At 73.0% G+C, this 14,520-nt stretch carries 13 protein-coding genes and 1 rRNA gene; 13 read left to right on the top strand and 1 reads right to left on the bottom strand.

All coding sequences use genetic code 11. From position 1 onward, the window contains the following. The 13 genes from rrf to HDG69_RS14670 form a co-directional block, all read left to right on the top strand. A 5S ribosomal RNA gene (gene rrf / locus HDG69_RS14730) occupies positions 1-91 on the top strand; the annotation flags it as partial. A gap of 493 nt (positions 92-584) precedes the next feature. Further along, positions 585-1,292, top strand: a complete 708-nt coding sequence (locus HDG69_RS14725; protein WP_343036454.1) for a tetratricopeptide repeat protein — start codon at positions 585-587, stop codon at positions 1,290-1,292. Then, positions 1,289-2,299: an HAD-IIA family hydrolase gene (locus tag HDG69_RS14720; RefSeq protein ID WP_171784562.1), complete on the top strand. Its 1,011-nt coding sequence runs from the start codon at positions 1,289-1,291 to the stop codon at positions 2,297-2,299. Before HDG69_RS14725 ends, HDG69_RS14720 begins: the two co-directional genes overlap by 4 nt. Before the next feature lie 94 nt (positions 2,300-2,393). Continuing rightward, positions 2,394-2,561 carry a hypothetical protein gene (locus HDG69_RS14715; RefSeq protein WP_171784561.1) on the top strand — a complete coding sequence of 56 codons (168 nt, stop codon included), beginning with the start codon at positions 2,394-2,396 and terminating at the stop codon, positions 2,559-2,561. Continuing rightward, positions 2,561-3,463: a TlyA family RNA methyltransferase gene (locus HDG69_RS14710; protein ID WP_171784560.1), complete on the top strand. Its 903-nt coding sequence runs from the start codon at positions 2,561-2,563 to the stop codon at positions 3,461-3,463. Before HDG69_RS14715 ends, HDG69_RS14710 begins: the two co-directional genes overlap by 1 nt. After that, on the top strand, positions 3,460-4,407 hold the full coding sequence (locus tag HDG69_RS14705) for an NAD kinase (RefSeq protein WP_171784559.1): 948 nt from the start codon (positions 3,460-3,462) through the stop codon (positions 4,405-4,407). The genes HDG69_RS14710 and HDG69_RS14705 overlap by 4 nt, the downstream gene beginning before the upstream one ends. Before the next feature lie 2 nt (positions 4,408-4,409). Then, positions 4,410-6,119 (top strand): DNA repair protein RecN, encoded by a 1,710-nt coding sequence (recN, locus tag HDG69_RS14700; protein ID WP_171784608.1) that lies wholly within the window; start codon positions 4,410-4,412, stop codon positions 6,117-6,119. 5 nt (positions 6,120-6,124) lie between these two features. After that, a complete protein-coding gene (gene steA, locus HDG69_RS14695) occupies positions 6,125-7,318 on the top strand; it encodes a putative cytokinetic ring protein SteA (RefSeq protein ID WP_171784558.1) in 1,194 nt (397 codons plus the stop codon). A gap of 42 nt (positions 7,319-7,360) precedes the next feature. Further along, the gene (locus HDG69_RS14690; protein ID WP_171784557.1) at positions 7,361-8,392 is read left to right on the top strand and encodes a copper transporter; all 1,032 of its coding nucleotides are present in this window, start codon (positions 7,361-7,363) and stop codon (positions 8,390-8,392) included. Next, a complete protein-coding gene (locus HDG69_RS14685; protein ID WP_171784556.1) occupies positions 8,392-9,291 on the top strand; it encodes a hypothetical protein in 900 nt (299 codons plus the stop codon). Before HDG69_RS14690 ends, HDG69_RS14685 begins: the two co-directional genes overlap by 1 nt. After that, on the top strand, positions 9,288-10,970 hold the full coding sequence (murJ, locus tag HDG69_RS14680; RefSeq protein WP_171784555.1) for a lipid II flippase MurJ: 1,683 nt from the start codon (positions 9,288-9,290) through the stop codon (positions 10,968-10,970). Before HDG69_RS14685 ends, murJ begins: the two co-directional genes overlap by 4 nt. Before the next feature lie 82 nt (positions 10,971-11,052). Beyond that, entirely contained in the window at positions 11,053-12,741 is a 1,689-nt protein-coding gene (pyrG, locus tag HDG69_RS14675) for a CTP synthase (RefSeq protein ID WP_171784554.1), read from the top strand. A gap of 56 nt (positions 12,742-12,797) precedes the next feature. After that, positions 12,798-13,394 carry an NUDIX domain-containing protein gene (locus tag HDG69_RS14670; RefSeq protein ID WP_343036453.1) on the top strand — a complete coding sequence of 199 codons (597 nt, stop codon included), beginning with the start codon at positions 12,798-12,800 and terminating at the stop codon, positions 13,392-13,394. A gap of 58 nt (positions 13,395-13,452) precedes the next feature. Here the strand turns inward: HDG69_RS14670 and HDG69_RS14665 are convergent, their stop codons facing one another. Then, positions 13,453-14,421 (bottom strand): COX15/CtaA family protein, encoded by a 969-nt coding sequence (locus HDG69_RS14665; protein ID WP_343036452.1) that lies wholly within the window; start codon positions 14,419-14,421, stop codon positions 13,453-13,455. Positions 14,422-14,520 lie beyond the last annotated feature (99 nt).

The following is a 14,520-nucleotide window of genomic DNA, read 5'->3' as shown; positions in this document are numbered from 1 at the left end:
GCCCGGTCCCATACCGAACCCGGAAGCTCAGCCCTTCAGCGCCGATGGTACTGCCCTGGAGACGGGGTGGGAGAGTAGGACGCCGCCGGACACCCTTCACAGCCAGGCCCCCCACACCACACGGTGCGGGGGGCCTGACTGCATCCACCACACCTGCCGGCGACACGTGGGAGAATCTCTCACTGACCTGGAACGAGAGGACGACCGTGAACGACACGCCGCGCGAGGACCGTCGTGACCGCGAGGACGGCGCATCCCGGCGTCCGCAGCGCTCGAGCTCGGGTGAGGGCGGACCGCGTCGCCAGCGGGACGGCCAGCCGGGTGCTGCGAGCGGGCGAGCGCAGGGCGCGCGGCGCGAGGGGCCTCGTCGAGATGCGTCGGAGTCCCGTGGGAGTGAGCGCAGCGGCGGTCGTGCGGGCTCTGCCCGCGGTGGCAAGGGAGGTCGGGACGGTGCCCACGGTGGTGACCGGGGTCGGCGCGACGACCGGCACAGCGGGGCGCGCGGCGGAGCGTACGGCCCACGTGGCGGTCAGCAGCGAGCGTCGGGCAAGGATCGCCCGGAGCGCCCTCGTGACCCGGATCGCGTGCCGGACCCCGAGATCCCGGAGGGCGTCGACTCCCGCCAGCTCAACAAGGAGGCGCGGGCTCGTCTGCGCGGGCTCAGCAAGGACAACGCGGAGGGCGTGGGCGCACACCTGGTGATGGCCGGGCGCCTCCTCGACACTGATCCGGAGCAGGCGTACCTGCATGCGCAGGCGGCGGTCCGACGTGCCGGTCGTATCGACGTGGTACGCGAGGCTGCAGGGATCGCGGCGTATCGCACCGGCCGGTATGCGGAAGCGCTCCGTGAGCTGCGCACCGTGCGGCGTCTGAACGGCTCCTCGGAGCACCTGCCGCTCATGGCGGACGCGGAACGTGGCCTGGGGCGCCCTGAGCGCGCGATCGCGTTGGCGCAGTCCGAGGAAGCCTCCACCCTGGAGGCCGAGGCCCGGACGGAGCTCGCCATCGTGGTCAGCGGCGCACGGAGCGACCTGGGTGACCATGACGCGGCGTTGACGGCACTCGACCGCATCCCGGCATCCGAGCGCCAAGGGGATCTCGGGCTGCGAGTCCTCCAGGCGCGGGCGGTCGCGCTGGAGGCGGCCGGTCGTCCCGAGGCAGCGGCGGAGGTGCTCGCCGGTGTCGACCCCGAAGCCCTGGGACGTGCGCTCGGTGCCGGGGAGGATGACGAGGACTACGTCGTCTACGACGTCTTCGACGAGACGGCGGACACCGACGAGGACGAGGCGTGACCGCAGGCCTTCTCGGCAGCGAGATCCCGCTGGCGGACGCGCACGATCTCGCGCTCGTGGACCTGGACGGTGTTGCCTACCAGGGACACCTGCCGATCGCTCACGCAGCCGAGTCCCTCGACGAGGCGCGGCGCCGCGGGTTGCGCCTGATGTTCGTGACCAACAACGCGTCGCGTGAGCCCGAGGACGTCGCGAGCCAGCTCAGCAGCCTGTCCATCCCCACCGAACCTGACGAGGTGATGACGGCCGCACAGGCGTGTGCGCAGGTCCTCACCACTCGCCTCGCGTCCGGTGCGAGAGTCTTGGTGATCGGTGGCCGTGGCCTGGTCACGGCGGTGCGGGAGGCCGGCTTCGAGGTGGTGTCCTCGGCCGACGACGCCCCCGAGGCCGTCGCGCAGGGGTTCGCGCCCGAGCTCGGCTGGAGCGACCTCGCCGAGGCCGCCTACGCGGTCGCCGGCGGCGCATGGTTCGTGGCCAGCAACCGCGACATGTCCTTGCCGACGGCCCGCGGTTTCGCCCCGGGCAACGGAGCGTTGGTCGGTGCTGTCGTCGCGGCGACCGGCGTCCAGCCGGCGAGCGCCGGCAAGCCGTCGCCGGCGATGTACGACATGGCGGTGGCGCGGCGTGCCGCGCAGCGCCCGCTCGTGATCGGTGATCGCCTGGACACCGATCTCGCCGGTGCGCGCGCCGGGGGCTACCCGGGGCTGCACGTCCTGACCGGGGTCTCCAGCGCGCGGGACGCCGTCCTCGCTGAGCCGGGCCTGCGTCCGCACTACATCGGTGCCGACCTGAGGGCGTTGCTCGGGCCGCACCCCCGACCGTTCTCCGAGGGCGGCTGGTGGCGGTGCGGTGAGCGGGCCGCCCGTGTGGTCGACGGCACGCTCGAGCTCGACGGCTCGGAGCTGTCCGGCATCGACGGCGTGCGGGCTGCGTGCGCCGCGGCCTGGGCGGCGGCCGACGCCGGTGCTGCGCTCCACCCCTCCGGGGTACCGGACCTGGGGGCCTGAGACGTCGACCGACCGGTCGACGGCCCTGCCTCGGCGGGGCCGTCGCACCCACCAGGTAGCGTGGTCACGGACCGACGACCAGCGAGGAGGGGACATGCCGCACGACGCGCAGGAGCAGCGCGCCTCTGACTCCGTGCTGGCGCCGCTCGTCGGTCTCGACGATCTGCCGACCGACGAGCACGTCGCCCGGTTCCAGGCTGTGTACGACGGGCTCAGTGCGCAGCTCGACAGCAGGGCGACGGACGACGGGGCGGGTGACTGATGGCCCAGCGTGCCGACGCCGAGCTCGTGCGGCGCGGCTTGGCCCGGTCGCGCAAGCATGCCTCGGCTCTCGTGGCGGCCGGCCGCGTCCGCGTGGACGGCGCGGCGGTGCGCAAGCCGTCGTCGCCGGTCTCTCCCGGGCAAGACGTCACCGTCGAGGCCGACCCCGACGAACCCGGTTACGCGTCGCGCGCCGGTGAGAAGCTGGCCGGGGCGCTCGACGGGCTGGCCGGCGACCCGTACGGACGAGTGGTGAGCGATCGCGTGCCCGGCGCGGTCTGCCTCGACCTCGGTGCTTCGACCGGCGGGTTCACGGACGTGCTGCTGCGGCGCGGCGCCGCACATGTCACCGCGGTCGACGTCGGCCACGACCAGATGGTCCCCGCGCTGCGGGCGGACCCCCGGGTGACGGTGCGAGAAGGCTGCAACGTGCGGCACCTGACGCTCGACGACCTGGACGCGGCACCCGACGTGGTGGTCGGGGACCTGTCGTTCATCTCCCTGCGGCTGGTGCTGCCGGCGCTCTCGGGCGTGATGTCCGATGGTTCGCAGGCGCTGCTGCTCGTCAAACCGCAGTTCGAGGTCGGGCGAGACCGTCTCGGCAGTGGCGGCGTGGTCCGAGACCTCGCACTGCACGTCGAGTCGGTGGTGGGCGTCGGACGGGCCGCGATGGCCGCCGGGCTCTCGGTGCACGCCGTCGTACCGAGCGCGTTGCCCGGGCCGAGCGGCAACCGGGAGTACTTCTGCTGGGTGAGCAGCAGCGGCGCAGCGTCGACCGATCTCGCCGCGCACGCGACCGAGGCGCTCGAGATCGCGGCGCGGACCGCCGTGGCCTGGCGGCCGGACGCTATGCTCCCGCCCGTCGCGTTGGTCCCGACGGACATCTACGGAGGTGCCGCATGACCCGTCGCGTGCTGATCGTCACGCACGGCGGACGTCCGCAGGCCGTGGCGGCGATGTCCGAGGCCGTCGACGAGCTGGAGAGAGCCGGTTTCGAGGTGGCTCTGCACGACGACGACCTCGCGGAGACCTTCGGTGACGAGATGGCCGCCGCGCGGGCGAGGGAAGGCGTGAGCGAGTCCGAGATCGTCATGGTCCTCGGTGGAGATGGCACGATCCTGCGGGCGGCGGAACTCACCCACGGCACGGACGTGCCGCTGCTGGGCGTCAACCTGGGGCACGTGGGCTTCCTCGCCGAGTCGGAGCGCGAGAACCTGCACGACGCCGTCCGGCGGGTGGCGGCTCGTGAGTACGTGGTGGAGGAGCGCAGCGTCGTCGACGTCGTCGTGCACCGTCCGGGGGAGGACGAGCCGGTCACGGGCTGGGCGTTGAACGAGGCCACGGTGGAGAAGGCGCAGCGGGACCGGATGATCGAGGTGGCTGTCGCCGTCGACGACCGTCCCGTCAGCTCGTTCGGGTGCGACGGCGTGGTGATCGCGACGGCCACAGGATCGACGGCGCACGCGTTCTCCGCCGGAGGCCCCGTCCTGTGGCCGGACGTCGACGCGGTGCTGCTGGTCCCGTTGTCCGCGCACGCGCTGTTCTCGCGGCCGCTCGTCATCGGGCCACGGTCGGAGTACACGATCGACGTGCTCGACAGGAGCCCGCTGCCGGGCGTGCTGACGTGCGACGGGCGTCGCAGCATCGATCTCCCGGTGGGGTCACGGGTCCAGGTGCGCCGTGGCACGGACCCGTTGCGGTTCGCACGGCTGGTGCACGCCCCCTTCAGCGACCGGCTCGTCTCGAAGTTCAACCTGCCCGTCATCGGGTGGCGCGAGGCGGCGGACGACGCAGCAGCCCGCCGTGCGGCCCGGTCGGCCGCGGACGAGCACGACAAGGAGGGATGAGGGTGCTCGAGGAGATCGCGATCGAGGATCTCGGAGTCATCCGGACCGCACGGGTGCCGCTGGCCTCGGGACTGACGGTCATCACCGGAGAGACCGGTGCCGGCAAGACCATGGTGCTGACCGGTCTCGGCCTGCTGATGGGCGGCAAGGCTGACCCCGGGGCCGTCCGACCAGGTGCGGAGCGCGCCGTGGTGGAGGGCCGGTGGGACCTCACCCGCCACCCACAGGCCGCGCACCGGGTCGACGACGCCGGGGGCGCGGTCGACGACGACGGCACCGTGGTCGTGCTGCGGACCGTCGCGCAAGGTCGGTCCCGCGCCCATCTCGGCGGCCGTGGTGTCCCGCAGGGTGTCCTCGCCGAGATCGCGGCCGACCTCGTCACCGTCCACGGCCAGTCGGAGCAGCTGCGCCTGCGCACACCGGGCAAGCAGCGCACAGCCTTGGACCGGTTCGCTGGTGCCGCCCACGCAGGTCTGCTCGCCGACCATCGCGCGGCATGGGCCGAGCGAGCGGGACTGCAGTCCGAGATCGACGACCTGACCGCTCGGGCGGCCGAGCGGGCTCGGGAGGCCGAGCTCCTCCGGCTCGGGCTCGCCGAGGTGGAACGGGTCGACCCTCAGCCCGGCGAGGACGTCGAGCTCGGCGCGCTCGTGGCGCGGCTGGGCAACGCCGAGCAGCTGCGCCAGGCCGCTCAGATCGCGCACGACGCCGTCGCCGGCGAGGACATGGAGACCGAAGGGTCCGCGGTGCACGCGGTGGAGCAGGCCCGGCGTTCGCTCGAGGGGGCCGCCGCCGACGACCCGGCGCTCGGCGAGCAGGCGAAGCGCCTGGCGGAGGCGGGCTACCTGCTCGGCGACGTCGCCACGGAGCTGTCGGGGTATGTCGCCGATCTCCAGGCCGACCCTGCCGCGCTGGAGGCGGCGCACACCCGACTCGCCGAGCTCGGGGCGTTGACCCGGAGCTACGGCAGCACGGTCGACGAGGCGCTGCAGTGGGCCTCCGACGCCGGGCTCCGGCTGCTCGACCTGGACGACGGCGGTGACAGGGTCGAGGCGATGCGCGCTCGTGTCGCGGAGCTCGACGAGCAGGTCGCGAGCCTCGCCGCCCGGCTCACCGCCGGACGCCGGTCCGCCGCCGTCCGGCTTTCCGAAGCGGTCACCGCCGAGCTGTCGGGCCTGGCGATGCGCGGGGCACGACTGGAGATCGAGGTGACCGACTCCGACCCCGGCCCGGCCGGTGCCGACCACGTGGCGTTCCTGCTCGTGCCGCATCCTGGCGCGCCGGCCCGACCTCTCGGCAAGGGAGCCTCGGGCGGTGAGCTCTCGCGGGTGATGCTGGCGGTCGAGGTGGCGCTCGCCACGGCTTCCGACGACGAGGCCGGCTCGGTCCTCCCCACCTTCGTCTTCGACGAGGTCGACGCCGGGGTCGGCGGGCGGGCCGCCGTCGAGGTCGGTCGCCGGCTCGCCTCGTTGGCGCGCAGCACCCAGGTGGTCGTCGTGACGCATCTCGCACAGGTGGCCGCGTTCGGTGACACCCACCTGGTGGTGACGAAGTCCGCCGTGGACGGCGACGCCACCGTCACGGGCGTCCGCGCCGTCGACGATGACGAGCGGGTCCGGGAGCTCGCCCGCATGCTGTCCGGGCAGGACGAGTCCGAGACCGCACGTCAGCACGCGCTCGAGCTTCTCGAGTCCTCGGCCGTGGGACGATAGGGCCGATGAGACTGACCCTGCGCCGGGCCGAGCGTGCCCCTGACACCAACGACGACGCGTCCGAGTACTGCGGTCCGGCGCGTGTCGGCGCGCGGACGAAGGACCTGACCAAGCGGCTGTCCGCCGGGGACGTCGCCGTCATCGACCATGCCGACATCGACCGTGTCGCCGCCGAGGCGCTGGTGGCCGCACGGCCCTCCGCGGTGCTGAACGCCGCGGCGTCGACCACCGGCCGCTACCCGAACGCAGGTCCGGGGATCCTGCTCGAGGCGGGCATCGTGCTGGTCGACGGCCTCGGAGCTACGGTGATGGATCTGCCCGAGGGGGCCAGGGTCACGATCGACGACGCGACGGTGCTGGTCGAGGGCAAGCCGTGGGCGACCGGCGCGCGGCAGACGCCCGAGACGGTGGAGACAGCGCTTGCAGAGGCTCGCGACGGGTTGTCCGACGAGATCGAGCGGTTCGCCGAGAACACCATGACGTACCTCCGGCGCGAGCGGGACCTGCTGCTCGACGGCGTCGGTGTCCCGGACGTGCGCACCCGGTTCGCAGGACGGCACGTCCTGATCGTGGTGCGTGGCTATCACTATCGAGAGGACCTGGCGATGCTTCGGTCCTACATCCAGGAGAACCGCCCGGTGCTGGTGGGCGTCGACGGCGGTGCCGATGCGATCCTCGACGCCGGGTGGCGTCCCGACATGATCGTCGGCGACATGGACTCGGTCTCGGACAAGGCGCTGAGCTGTGGCGCGGAGATCGTGGTCCACGCCTATCGCACGGGGGACGCCCCGGGTCTCGAGCGGGTGCGGGCGCTCGGCGTCGACCCGGTGGTCTTCCCGGCGACAGGCACCAGCGAGGACATCGCCATGTTGCTCGCCGACGACAAGGACGCCGAGCTGATCGTCGCGGTCGGGACGCACGCCACGCTCGTCGAGTTCCTCGACAAGGGGCGGGCCGGCATGGCGAGCACCTTCCTCACCAGGCTGCGGGTCGGCGGCAAGCTCGTCGACGCCAAGGGCGTCTCGCGGCTGTACCGCACCCGCATCTCGAACCTGCAGCTGACGCTGCTGTCGCTGGCAGGCGTGGCCGCCGTCGTCGCGGCGTTGTGGTCGACGGCGGCCGGTCAGACCGCTTTCGGTCTGGTGGGTGCGCAGCTCGACGACATCGTCTCGTGGGTCGGTAGCCTCTTCGGCGGCTGACACCTCAGCGACCACCACTGAACCAAGGAGCACCCGCACGCCGTGATCGACTTCCGCTACCACCTCGTCTCGCTGATCTCTGTGTTCCTCGCGCTCGCGGTCGGCATCATCCTCGGAGCAGGTCCGTTGCAGAACGCGATCGGTGACCAGCTCACCGACCAGGTGGAGGCGTTGCGGGCGGAGCGCACGGAGCTGCGCGAGAGCCTCCTCGAGACCGAGTCCGAGCTGTCGGACCAGAACGCCTACGCGCTCGCCGCGGGGGCGGAGCTGGTCGACGGCTCGCTCGACGGCGTCACCGTCGCCGTCGTCGACGCCGAGGAGGTGACGGACGCTGTCGAGGCCGACATCGTCAACCAGCTGGAGGCCGCAGGTGCCCGCATCGTGGCCCAGGCGTCGTTGACGGAGTCGTGGACCTCGGTGGACGACGCGGTGCTGCGGGGCACGGTGGCCGACGGGCAGCGTGAGCAGCTCGAGGACATGATCGACGAGGAGACGACCACCGCGGGTGTGCTCGGTGCGGCCCTGGGCCTGGCGTTGACCGAGACCGGTGCGCAGGGCGACTCGGTGCGGAGCGACCGCTCGGTGGAGCTGTACGAGCTCTTGTCGCGCGTGGGTCTCGTCGAGTCGCGGTTCGAGCCCTCGGGGCCCGCTGACGTGGTGCTCCTGCTCGGTGGCGCACCGGTCACGGAGGCCGCGACGACGGGTGCGAGCGAGCAGGGCGAGGACGTCGACGTCGTCGCCCTGGTCGCGGGGCTGCAGGAGAGCGCGCACGACGTCGTGGTGGCGGGACCGACGACCGGGGACGGAGGCATCGTCGCCGACGTCCGTGCCGACGAGGACCTCGCGGCGCTCGTGACGACGATCAGCGGGACCGAGCGTGCCGTGATGCGCCTGAACGTCCCGCTGGCGGCGGCGGCACAGCTCGCCGACGAAGGGGGGCACTTCGGGTTCGAGCCGGACGCGGTCGTGGTGCCGCCGGTCGTCGAGCTGCCTGACGACGAGGACGAGGCCGGTGACAGCGGGGCCGGTGACAGCGAGGACGAGGCCGGCGTCGACGACGACGGGGACGCCTGATGGGCGTCGGGCGGTTCGCCGCTGCCGGGGTGGTCGCCGCAGCGGTGACGGCGGCTGCGCGGCGCGTCCTGCAGGCAGGCCCGCCGGGTGGCGCGGAGAGATGGACGCGGACCAACCATGGCGGTGAGCCTGTCTCGATGCTGGAGGGGCCCGCGGTGGCCGCCGGACTGGTCGCGGGGGCTGCGGTCTCGGGAGGCCCCCCTCGGGTCCGGACCGCCGTCGCGCTGGCGTGTGCCGGGGCGGGGGCGCTGGGGGTGCTCGACGATCTGGCGGAGGACACGTCCACGCGCACGAAGGGCCTGCGCGGACATCTGGGGGCGCTCGCCCGTGGCCGGCTCACCACCGGCGGGCTGAAGGTGGTGGGCATCGGTGCGTCGTCGCTGGCCGCTGCTGCCGTGGGCACGCCACGGCACGGTGGCGGGGCCGGCCGAGCGCTCGACGTCGCGGTGAACGGTGCCTTGATCGCCGGGGCAGCGAACCTCGTCAATCTGCTGGACTTGAGGCCCGGGCGGGCGCTCAAGGCTTCGGCCTTGCTCGCGGCACCCGTCGCGGCGGCCCACGGTGGTGGCGCGACAGGAGCGTTGCTCGGCGCGGCAGCTGCTGCCGCTCCCGAGGACCTCGCGGAGCGGGACATGCTCGGCGACGGTGGGGCGAACGCCCTGGGCGCCTATGTCGGGACCTGCTGGGCGCTCGGTGCCCCACGCACCGTGCGCGTCGTGGCCCTGGCCGCGGTCGTGGGGCTGACGTTGGCGTCCGAGCGGGTCAGCTTCTCGGCGGTGATCGACCGGACGCCGTGGCTGCGCACGCTGGACCAGGTAGGCCGTCGTCCCGTCCCGGCGGCCGCCGAGGTCGAGGAGGGCGGCGCCGCCCTCGCTCCTGGCGAGGATCCCGCGGGGTGAGCCGGCCCGGCGGCCGGCGGGCCGTCACCACGATCGCCGGCGCGGCGGTGCTCATCACCGTCGTGACGCTGGCGAGCAGGGTCGTCGGGTTCGGTCGGTGGCTCGCCCAGGCGCACTACGTCGGGACGGGGGGAGTGGACGGTCCCCTCAATGCCGCGAACTTCCTGCCGAACGTCCTGTTCGAGGTGGCTGCCGGCGGAGCGCTCGCCGGGTCGGTCGTGCCCCTGCTGTCAGGGTTCCTCGTGCGGGGGGACCGCGTCAACGCGTCCCGGACCGCTTCCGCGCTGCTCGGCTGGACTCTCGTGGTGCTGGTGCCCCTGGGCGGACTGGTGGCGCTGCTCGCCGACCCGCTCGTCCGTCTGACCGGGCTCAACGACCCGGTGAACGTCGCCGTCGCCGCGGACTTCCTGCGTGTCTTCGCGGTGCAGGTGCCGTTGTACGGCGTCGCCGTGGTCCTCGGCGGGATGCTCCAGGCGCACAACCGGTTCTTCTGGCCGGCCTTCTCGCCGCTGGTCTCGAGCCTCGTGGTCATCGGGGTCTACGCACGTTTCGGTGCGTTGGCCGAGGGCAACCAGCAGGACGTGGCCGAGCTCAGCTCGCAAGCGCTGGGCTGGCTGGCCTGGGGGATGACCGCAGGCGTGGCGTTCCTCGCGCTGCCGCTCGTGGTGCCCGTGCTGCGGACCGGGCTGCGTCTGCGCCCCACCTTGAGGTTCCCCGCCGGCGAGGGGCGTCGGGCGGCGCGGCTCGCCTCCGCGGGGCTCGGAGCGCTGGTCGCCCAGCAGCTCGCCCTGCTCGCCACGATGAAGGCCGGCAACGAGGCGGGCGGTGACAGCACGTGGACGATCTTCCTGTACGCCCAGAACGTCTACTTCCTGCCCTACGCGGTGCTGGCGTTCCCCATCGCGACGAGCGCCTTCCCCCGGTTCGCCGAGCTGGCCGCGCAGGGTCGCCGCGACGACCTGGCGCGGCTGGTGTCGTCCACGACCCGGGTCCTGGTGGTGGTCTCGGCGGCAGGAGCGGCCGCGCTGGTGGCCGCGGCGCCGCTCGTGCAGAACGTGTTCGACGGCGTGGCGAACGGTGACGCCGACGGCCTGGCGGCCGCTCTGACCTGGATGGCTCCCGGCCTGCTCGGGTACGCGCTGATCCTGCAGCTCTCACGGTTGCTGTACGCGGTCGGTGCGGCGAGGGCTGCCGTCGTCGCGACCGCCGGCGGGTGGCTGGTGGTCATCGTCGGGGTGATGCTCGCCATCCCCGTCTTCGCCGACCATGTCCCGGCGAGCGGTTCGACGCAGACGCAGGTCCTGGCGTGGCTCGGTGGTGCGACGACCGTGGGGATGACCGTCGCAGGAGGGGCGCTGCTGCTGGCCGTCCGTCGCGCGGTCGGTGCTGCGGCGCTGTCGGGTGTTCTTCGGACCGTCGCCGTCGCCGTCGTCGCAGGGGCGGCGGGCGCGGTGGCCGGGCGGTGGCCCGTCCCCGTCGTGGACCGGGCGGTGGCGACGGGAGCGCACGGGACACCGGTCGAGACCCCGTTCGAGGTGGGCGCCTTCGCGACCGACGTCGGCCTGGGCCTGCTCGCGGGTGCGGTCGCGATGGTCGTGGTCGTGGTCGTGGCGGGACTCACCGACACGGCGGTGCGCGCGCGCCTCGCGACCGTCGGGCGCCGGCTGCTGCGCCGCTGAGAACTGCTCTGTGCCGCATCCCACGCCGCCGCGGGCGCGCCCGGGACGCCGCGGCGTCTTCTCTCGGATAGCATGGAGTTCCGTGGCTGACACCGTGAACCGAACGTCCTCCCGCTCCTCCAGCCGCGCCGGTGCGACGCACCAGACGCGCCACATCTTCGTGACGGGTGGTGTGGCCTCCTCCCTCGGCAAGGGTCTGACGGCGTCCTCGCTCGGACGCCTCCTGCGGTCCCGTGGGCTGCGGGTCACGATGCAGAAGCTCGATCCCTACCTCAACGTGGATCCGGGCACGATGAACCCCTTCCAGCACGGCGAGGTCTTCGTCACCGAGGACGGCGCCGAGACCGACCTGGACATCGGGCACTACGAGCGGTTCCTCGACATCGAACTGCCGGCGTCCTCCAACGTCACGACCGGTCAGGTGTACTCGCGGGTCATCGCCAGGGAGCGCCGCGGCGAGTACCTCGGCGACACGGTGCAGGTCATCCCGCACATCACCGACGAGATCAAGCTGCGGATGCGCGACCAGGCGGGGCCCGAGGTCGACGTGATCATCACCGAGATCGGTGGCACCGTCGGCGACATCGAGTCCCAGCCGTTCCTCGAGGCGGCGCGCCAGGTGCGCCACGAGCTCGGCCGTGACGACTGCTTCTTCCTGCACGTGTCGCTGGTGCCGTACATCGGTCCCTCCGGTGAGCTCAAGACGAAGCCCACGCAGCACTCCGTCGCAGCCCTGCGCTCGATCGGCATCCAGCCCGACGCGATCGTGCTGCGCTCCGACAGGGTGGTGCCCGAGAGCATCAAGCGCAAGATCGCGATGTCCTGCGACGTCGACAACGAGGCCGTCGTCAACGCCGCCGACGCCCCGAGCATCTACGACATCCCGCGGGTGCTTCACTCCGAGGGCCTGGACGCCTATGTGGTCCGGCGCCTCGACCTGCCGTTCCACGACGTCGAGTGGGGTGGCTGGAACAGGTTGCTGGAGCGGGTCCACGAGCCGGAGCACAAGGTCGAGATCGCGCTGGTCGGCAAGTACATCGACCTGCCGGACGCCTACCTGTCGGTCACCGAGGCGCTGCGCGCCGGCGGGTTCGACAACGACACCCGGGTGACGATCCGTTGGGTGGCCGCCGACGACTGCAGCACGCCGGCCGGCGCGCAGGATGCGCTCGAGGGTGTCGACGCCGTCCTGGTACCCGGTGGCTTCGGGGTGCGTGGTATCGACGGCAAGATCGGCGCGCTGCGCTGGGCGCGCGAGAACCTGGTGCCGACGCTCGGCATCTGTCTCGGCCTGCAGTCGATGGTCATCGAGTACGCCCGCAACGTCCTCGGTCTGACGGAGGCGTCCTCCACGGAGTTCGAGCCCGACACGAAGACGCCCGTCATCGCGACGATGGCGGAGCAGCTCGCGATCGTGGGCGGCGACGGCGATCTCGGCGGCACGATGCGTCTGGGTGACTACCCGGCGGCGCTGGCCGAGGGGTCGGTGGTGTCGCAGGCGTACGGGGCCACGACGGTCACCGAGCGCCACCGTCACCGGTACGAGGTGAACAACGCCGTGCGTGACCAGCTCGAGGAGGCCGGGCTGCGGTTCTCCGGCACCTCGCCGGACGGCACGCTCGTCGAGTTCGTGGAGCTGCCCGCCGACGTCCACCCGTACTACGTGAGCACGCAGGCGCACCCGGAGTTCAAGTCACGCCCCACGCGCTCGCACCCGTTGTTCGCCGGGCTGGTGGCCGCGGCGCTGACCCGGCAGGGCACGACGGCGTGACGGGAAGGTCGCCGCACGAGGACCGGGTCGAGGACCGGGTCGCGTCCCGTGCCGTCGTGGGACGGAACACCGTCCACGACGGCCGGATCTTCGACCTGGTCCGTGACGACGTCGACCTCGGCGAGGCCGGCATCGTCACCAGGGAGTACCTCGACCACCCGGGTGCCGTCGCCGTCGTGGTGCTCGACGGCGACGAGCGCGTCCTGCTCCTGCGCCAGTACCGCCATCCGGTCCGGGCGGAGATGTGGGAGATCCCGGCCGGGCTGCTCGACGTCGACGGCGAGCCTGCCGTCGAGGCGGCGGTGCGCGAGCTCGCGGAGGAGGCGGACCTGGCTGCCGGCCGGTGGGACGTGCTCGTCGACTTCGCCACGACCCCCGGGGCGAGCAACGAGGCCCTGAGGGTCTTCCTGGCCCGCGACGTCCGCGAGGTCCCGCACGCGGACCGTCACACGCGTACGGGCGAGGAGTCGGAGATCGTCACGCGCTGGGTGCCGTTGGACGAGGCGGTGGGGCGCGTCCTGGCCGGCGGGCTGCACAACCCGTCGGCCGTCGTCGGCATCCTGGCGGCTGCCGCGAGCCGTGCCGACGGCTGGACGTCGCTGCGGCCCGTGGAGGCGCCGTGGCCGTACCGCCGGGGGAACCTGCCGGCCTGACACACCGCGGCGTGCCTGACACGCCGCGGCCGTGCGGGGCCGGTCGCGGTCGGGCCGGTCAGGCCCGGGTGCGCAGCCGCAGCACCGCGTTCGCCGCGGCCCACACCAGCAGCCCGGCGCCGAGCATGTGGAAGCCCACCAGCAGCGCGGGCAGGCCGGTGAAGTACTGCGTGTACCCGATCGCCCCCTGGGCGAGGGTGACCACCACGAGCAGCCAGGCGCCGCGTCGCGCCCGCAGCACGACGCCGTCGGCGGGCAGGCGGTGCAACAGCACGACCAGTGCGGCGAGCACGCCGCAGAAGACCCACACGGTCCAGGCGTGCGCGCGCGTGAAGGCGAGCGGGTCCACGGCGAGCCGGTAGCCGACGTCGGCGTCCCCGGAGTGCGGGCCGGAACCGGTGACGATCACGCCGAGCACCACGATCGGGACGGTCAGCAGGCCGAGGACGCTGCCCGCACGCCGCACCGATCGTGTCCCGACCGGTACCGGCGCACCGTCCCCCTCACCGTGGCGGTGCAAGAGGTAGGCGGAGACCCACACCAGGGCGGCCGAGAGGACGAAGTGCAGCGACACCCATCCCGGGTGCAGCTCGAGCAGGACGACGATGCCGCCGATGACGGCCTGCAGCGCGACACCGGCCAGGGGGACGATGCCCAGCGCCCGGTAGGTCTCCGACCGGCGGCGGTCGGTCAGCACGAGGAGCAGGACCGCGACGGCGATGACGGACAGCACCCCGGTCATCAGCCGGTTGCCGAACTCGACATACGGGTGGAAGGTCGCCGCGTCGTGGAAGACGGGGGTGAACTGGCCGGGCTCGCACATCGGCCACGTGGAGCACCCCAGCCCGGAGGCGGTCAGCCTGACCGCGCCCCCGGTGACGATGATGGCGATCTGGGCCACGACGTTGGCGACCAGGACGGCCCGGGTCCAGCCGCGGAACCGGGCGAGCCGGTCGGGCCGGTCGTCCGTGGTGCGGTCGTGCTCGGGCGAGGTGCCGGTGGGTTCGGCGGGCGCTGACGTGCTCACGGGACCACGGTAGCGGCCGGTGGAGCGCCACCGGCCCGCGACGACGGCCACCGGCTGTGACATTGGCCCTCGTGGAGGGGACGCGCGGCGCCCGGGACC

Source organism: Isoptericola halotolerans, from assembly GCF_013149785.1.
Taxonomy (GTDB): domain Bacteria; phylum Actinomycetota; class Actinomycetes; order Actinomycetales; family Cellulomonadaceae; genus Isoptericola; species Isoptericola halotolerans.
Note: the sequence above shows the minus strand (reverse complement) of the source record. Positions and strands in the feature narration are given on the sequence as shown.

What these genes read in the sequence shown, in the direction of transcription:
- HDG69_RS14705 (WP_171784559.1), top strand. Translation starts at nt 3,460, where the DNA reads ATGACCCGTCGCGTGCTGATCGTCACGCACGGCGGACGTCCGCAGGCC.
- HDG69_RS14685 (WP_171784556.1), top strand. Translation starts at nt 8,392, where the DNA reads ATGGGCGTCGGGCGGTTCGCCGCTGCCGGGGTGGTCGCCGCAGCGGTG.
- HDG69_RS14710 (WP_171784560.1), top strand. Translation starts at nt 2,561, where the DNA reads ATGGCCCAGCGTGCCGACGCCGAGCTCGTGCGGCGCGGCTTGGCCCGG.
- HDG69_RS14715 (WP_171784561.1), top strand. Translation starts at nt 2,394, where the DNA reads ATGCCGCACGACGCGCAGGAGCAGCGCGCCTCTGACTCCGTGCTGGCG.
- steA (WP_171784558.1), top strand. Translation starts at nt 6,125, where the DNA reads ATGAGACTGACCCTGCGCCGGGCCGAGCGTGCCCCTGACACCAACGAC.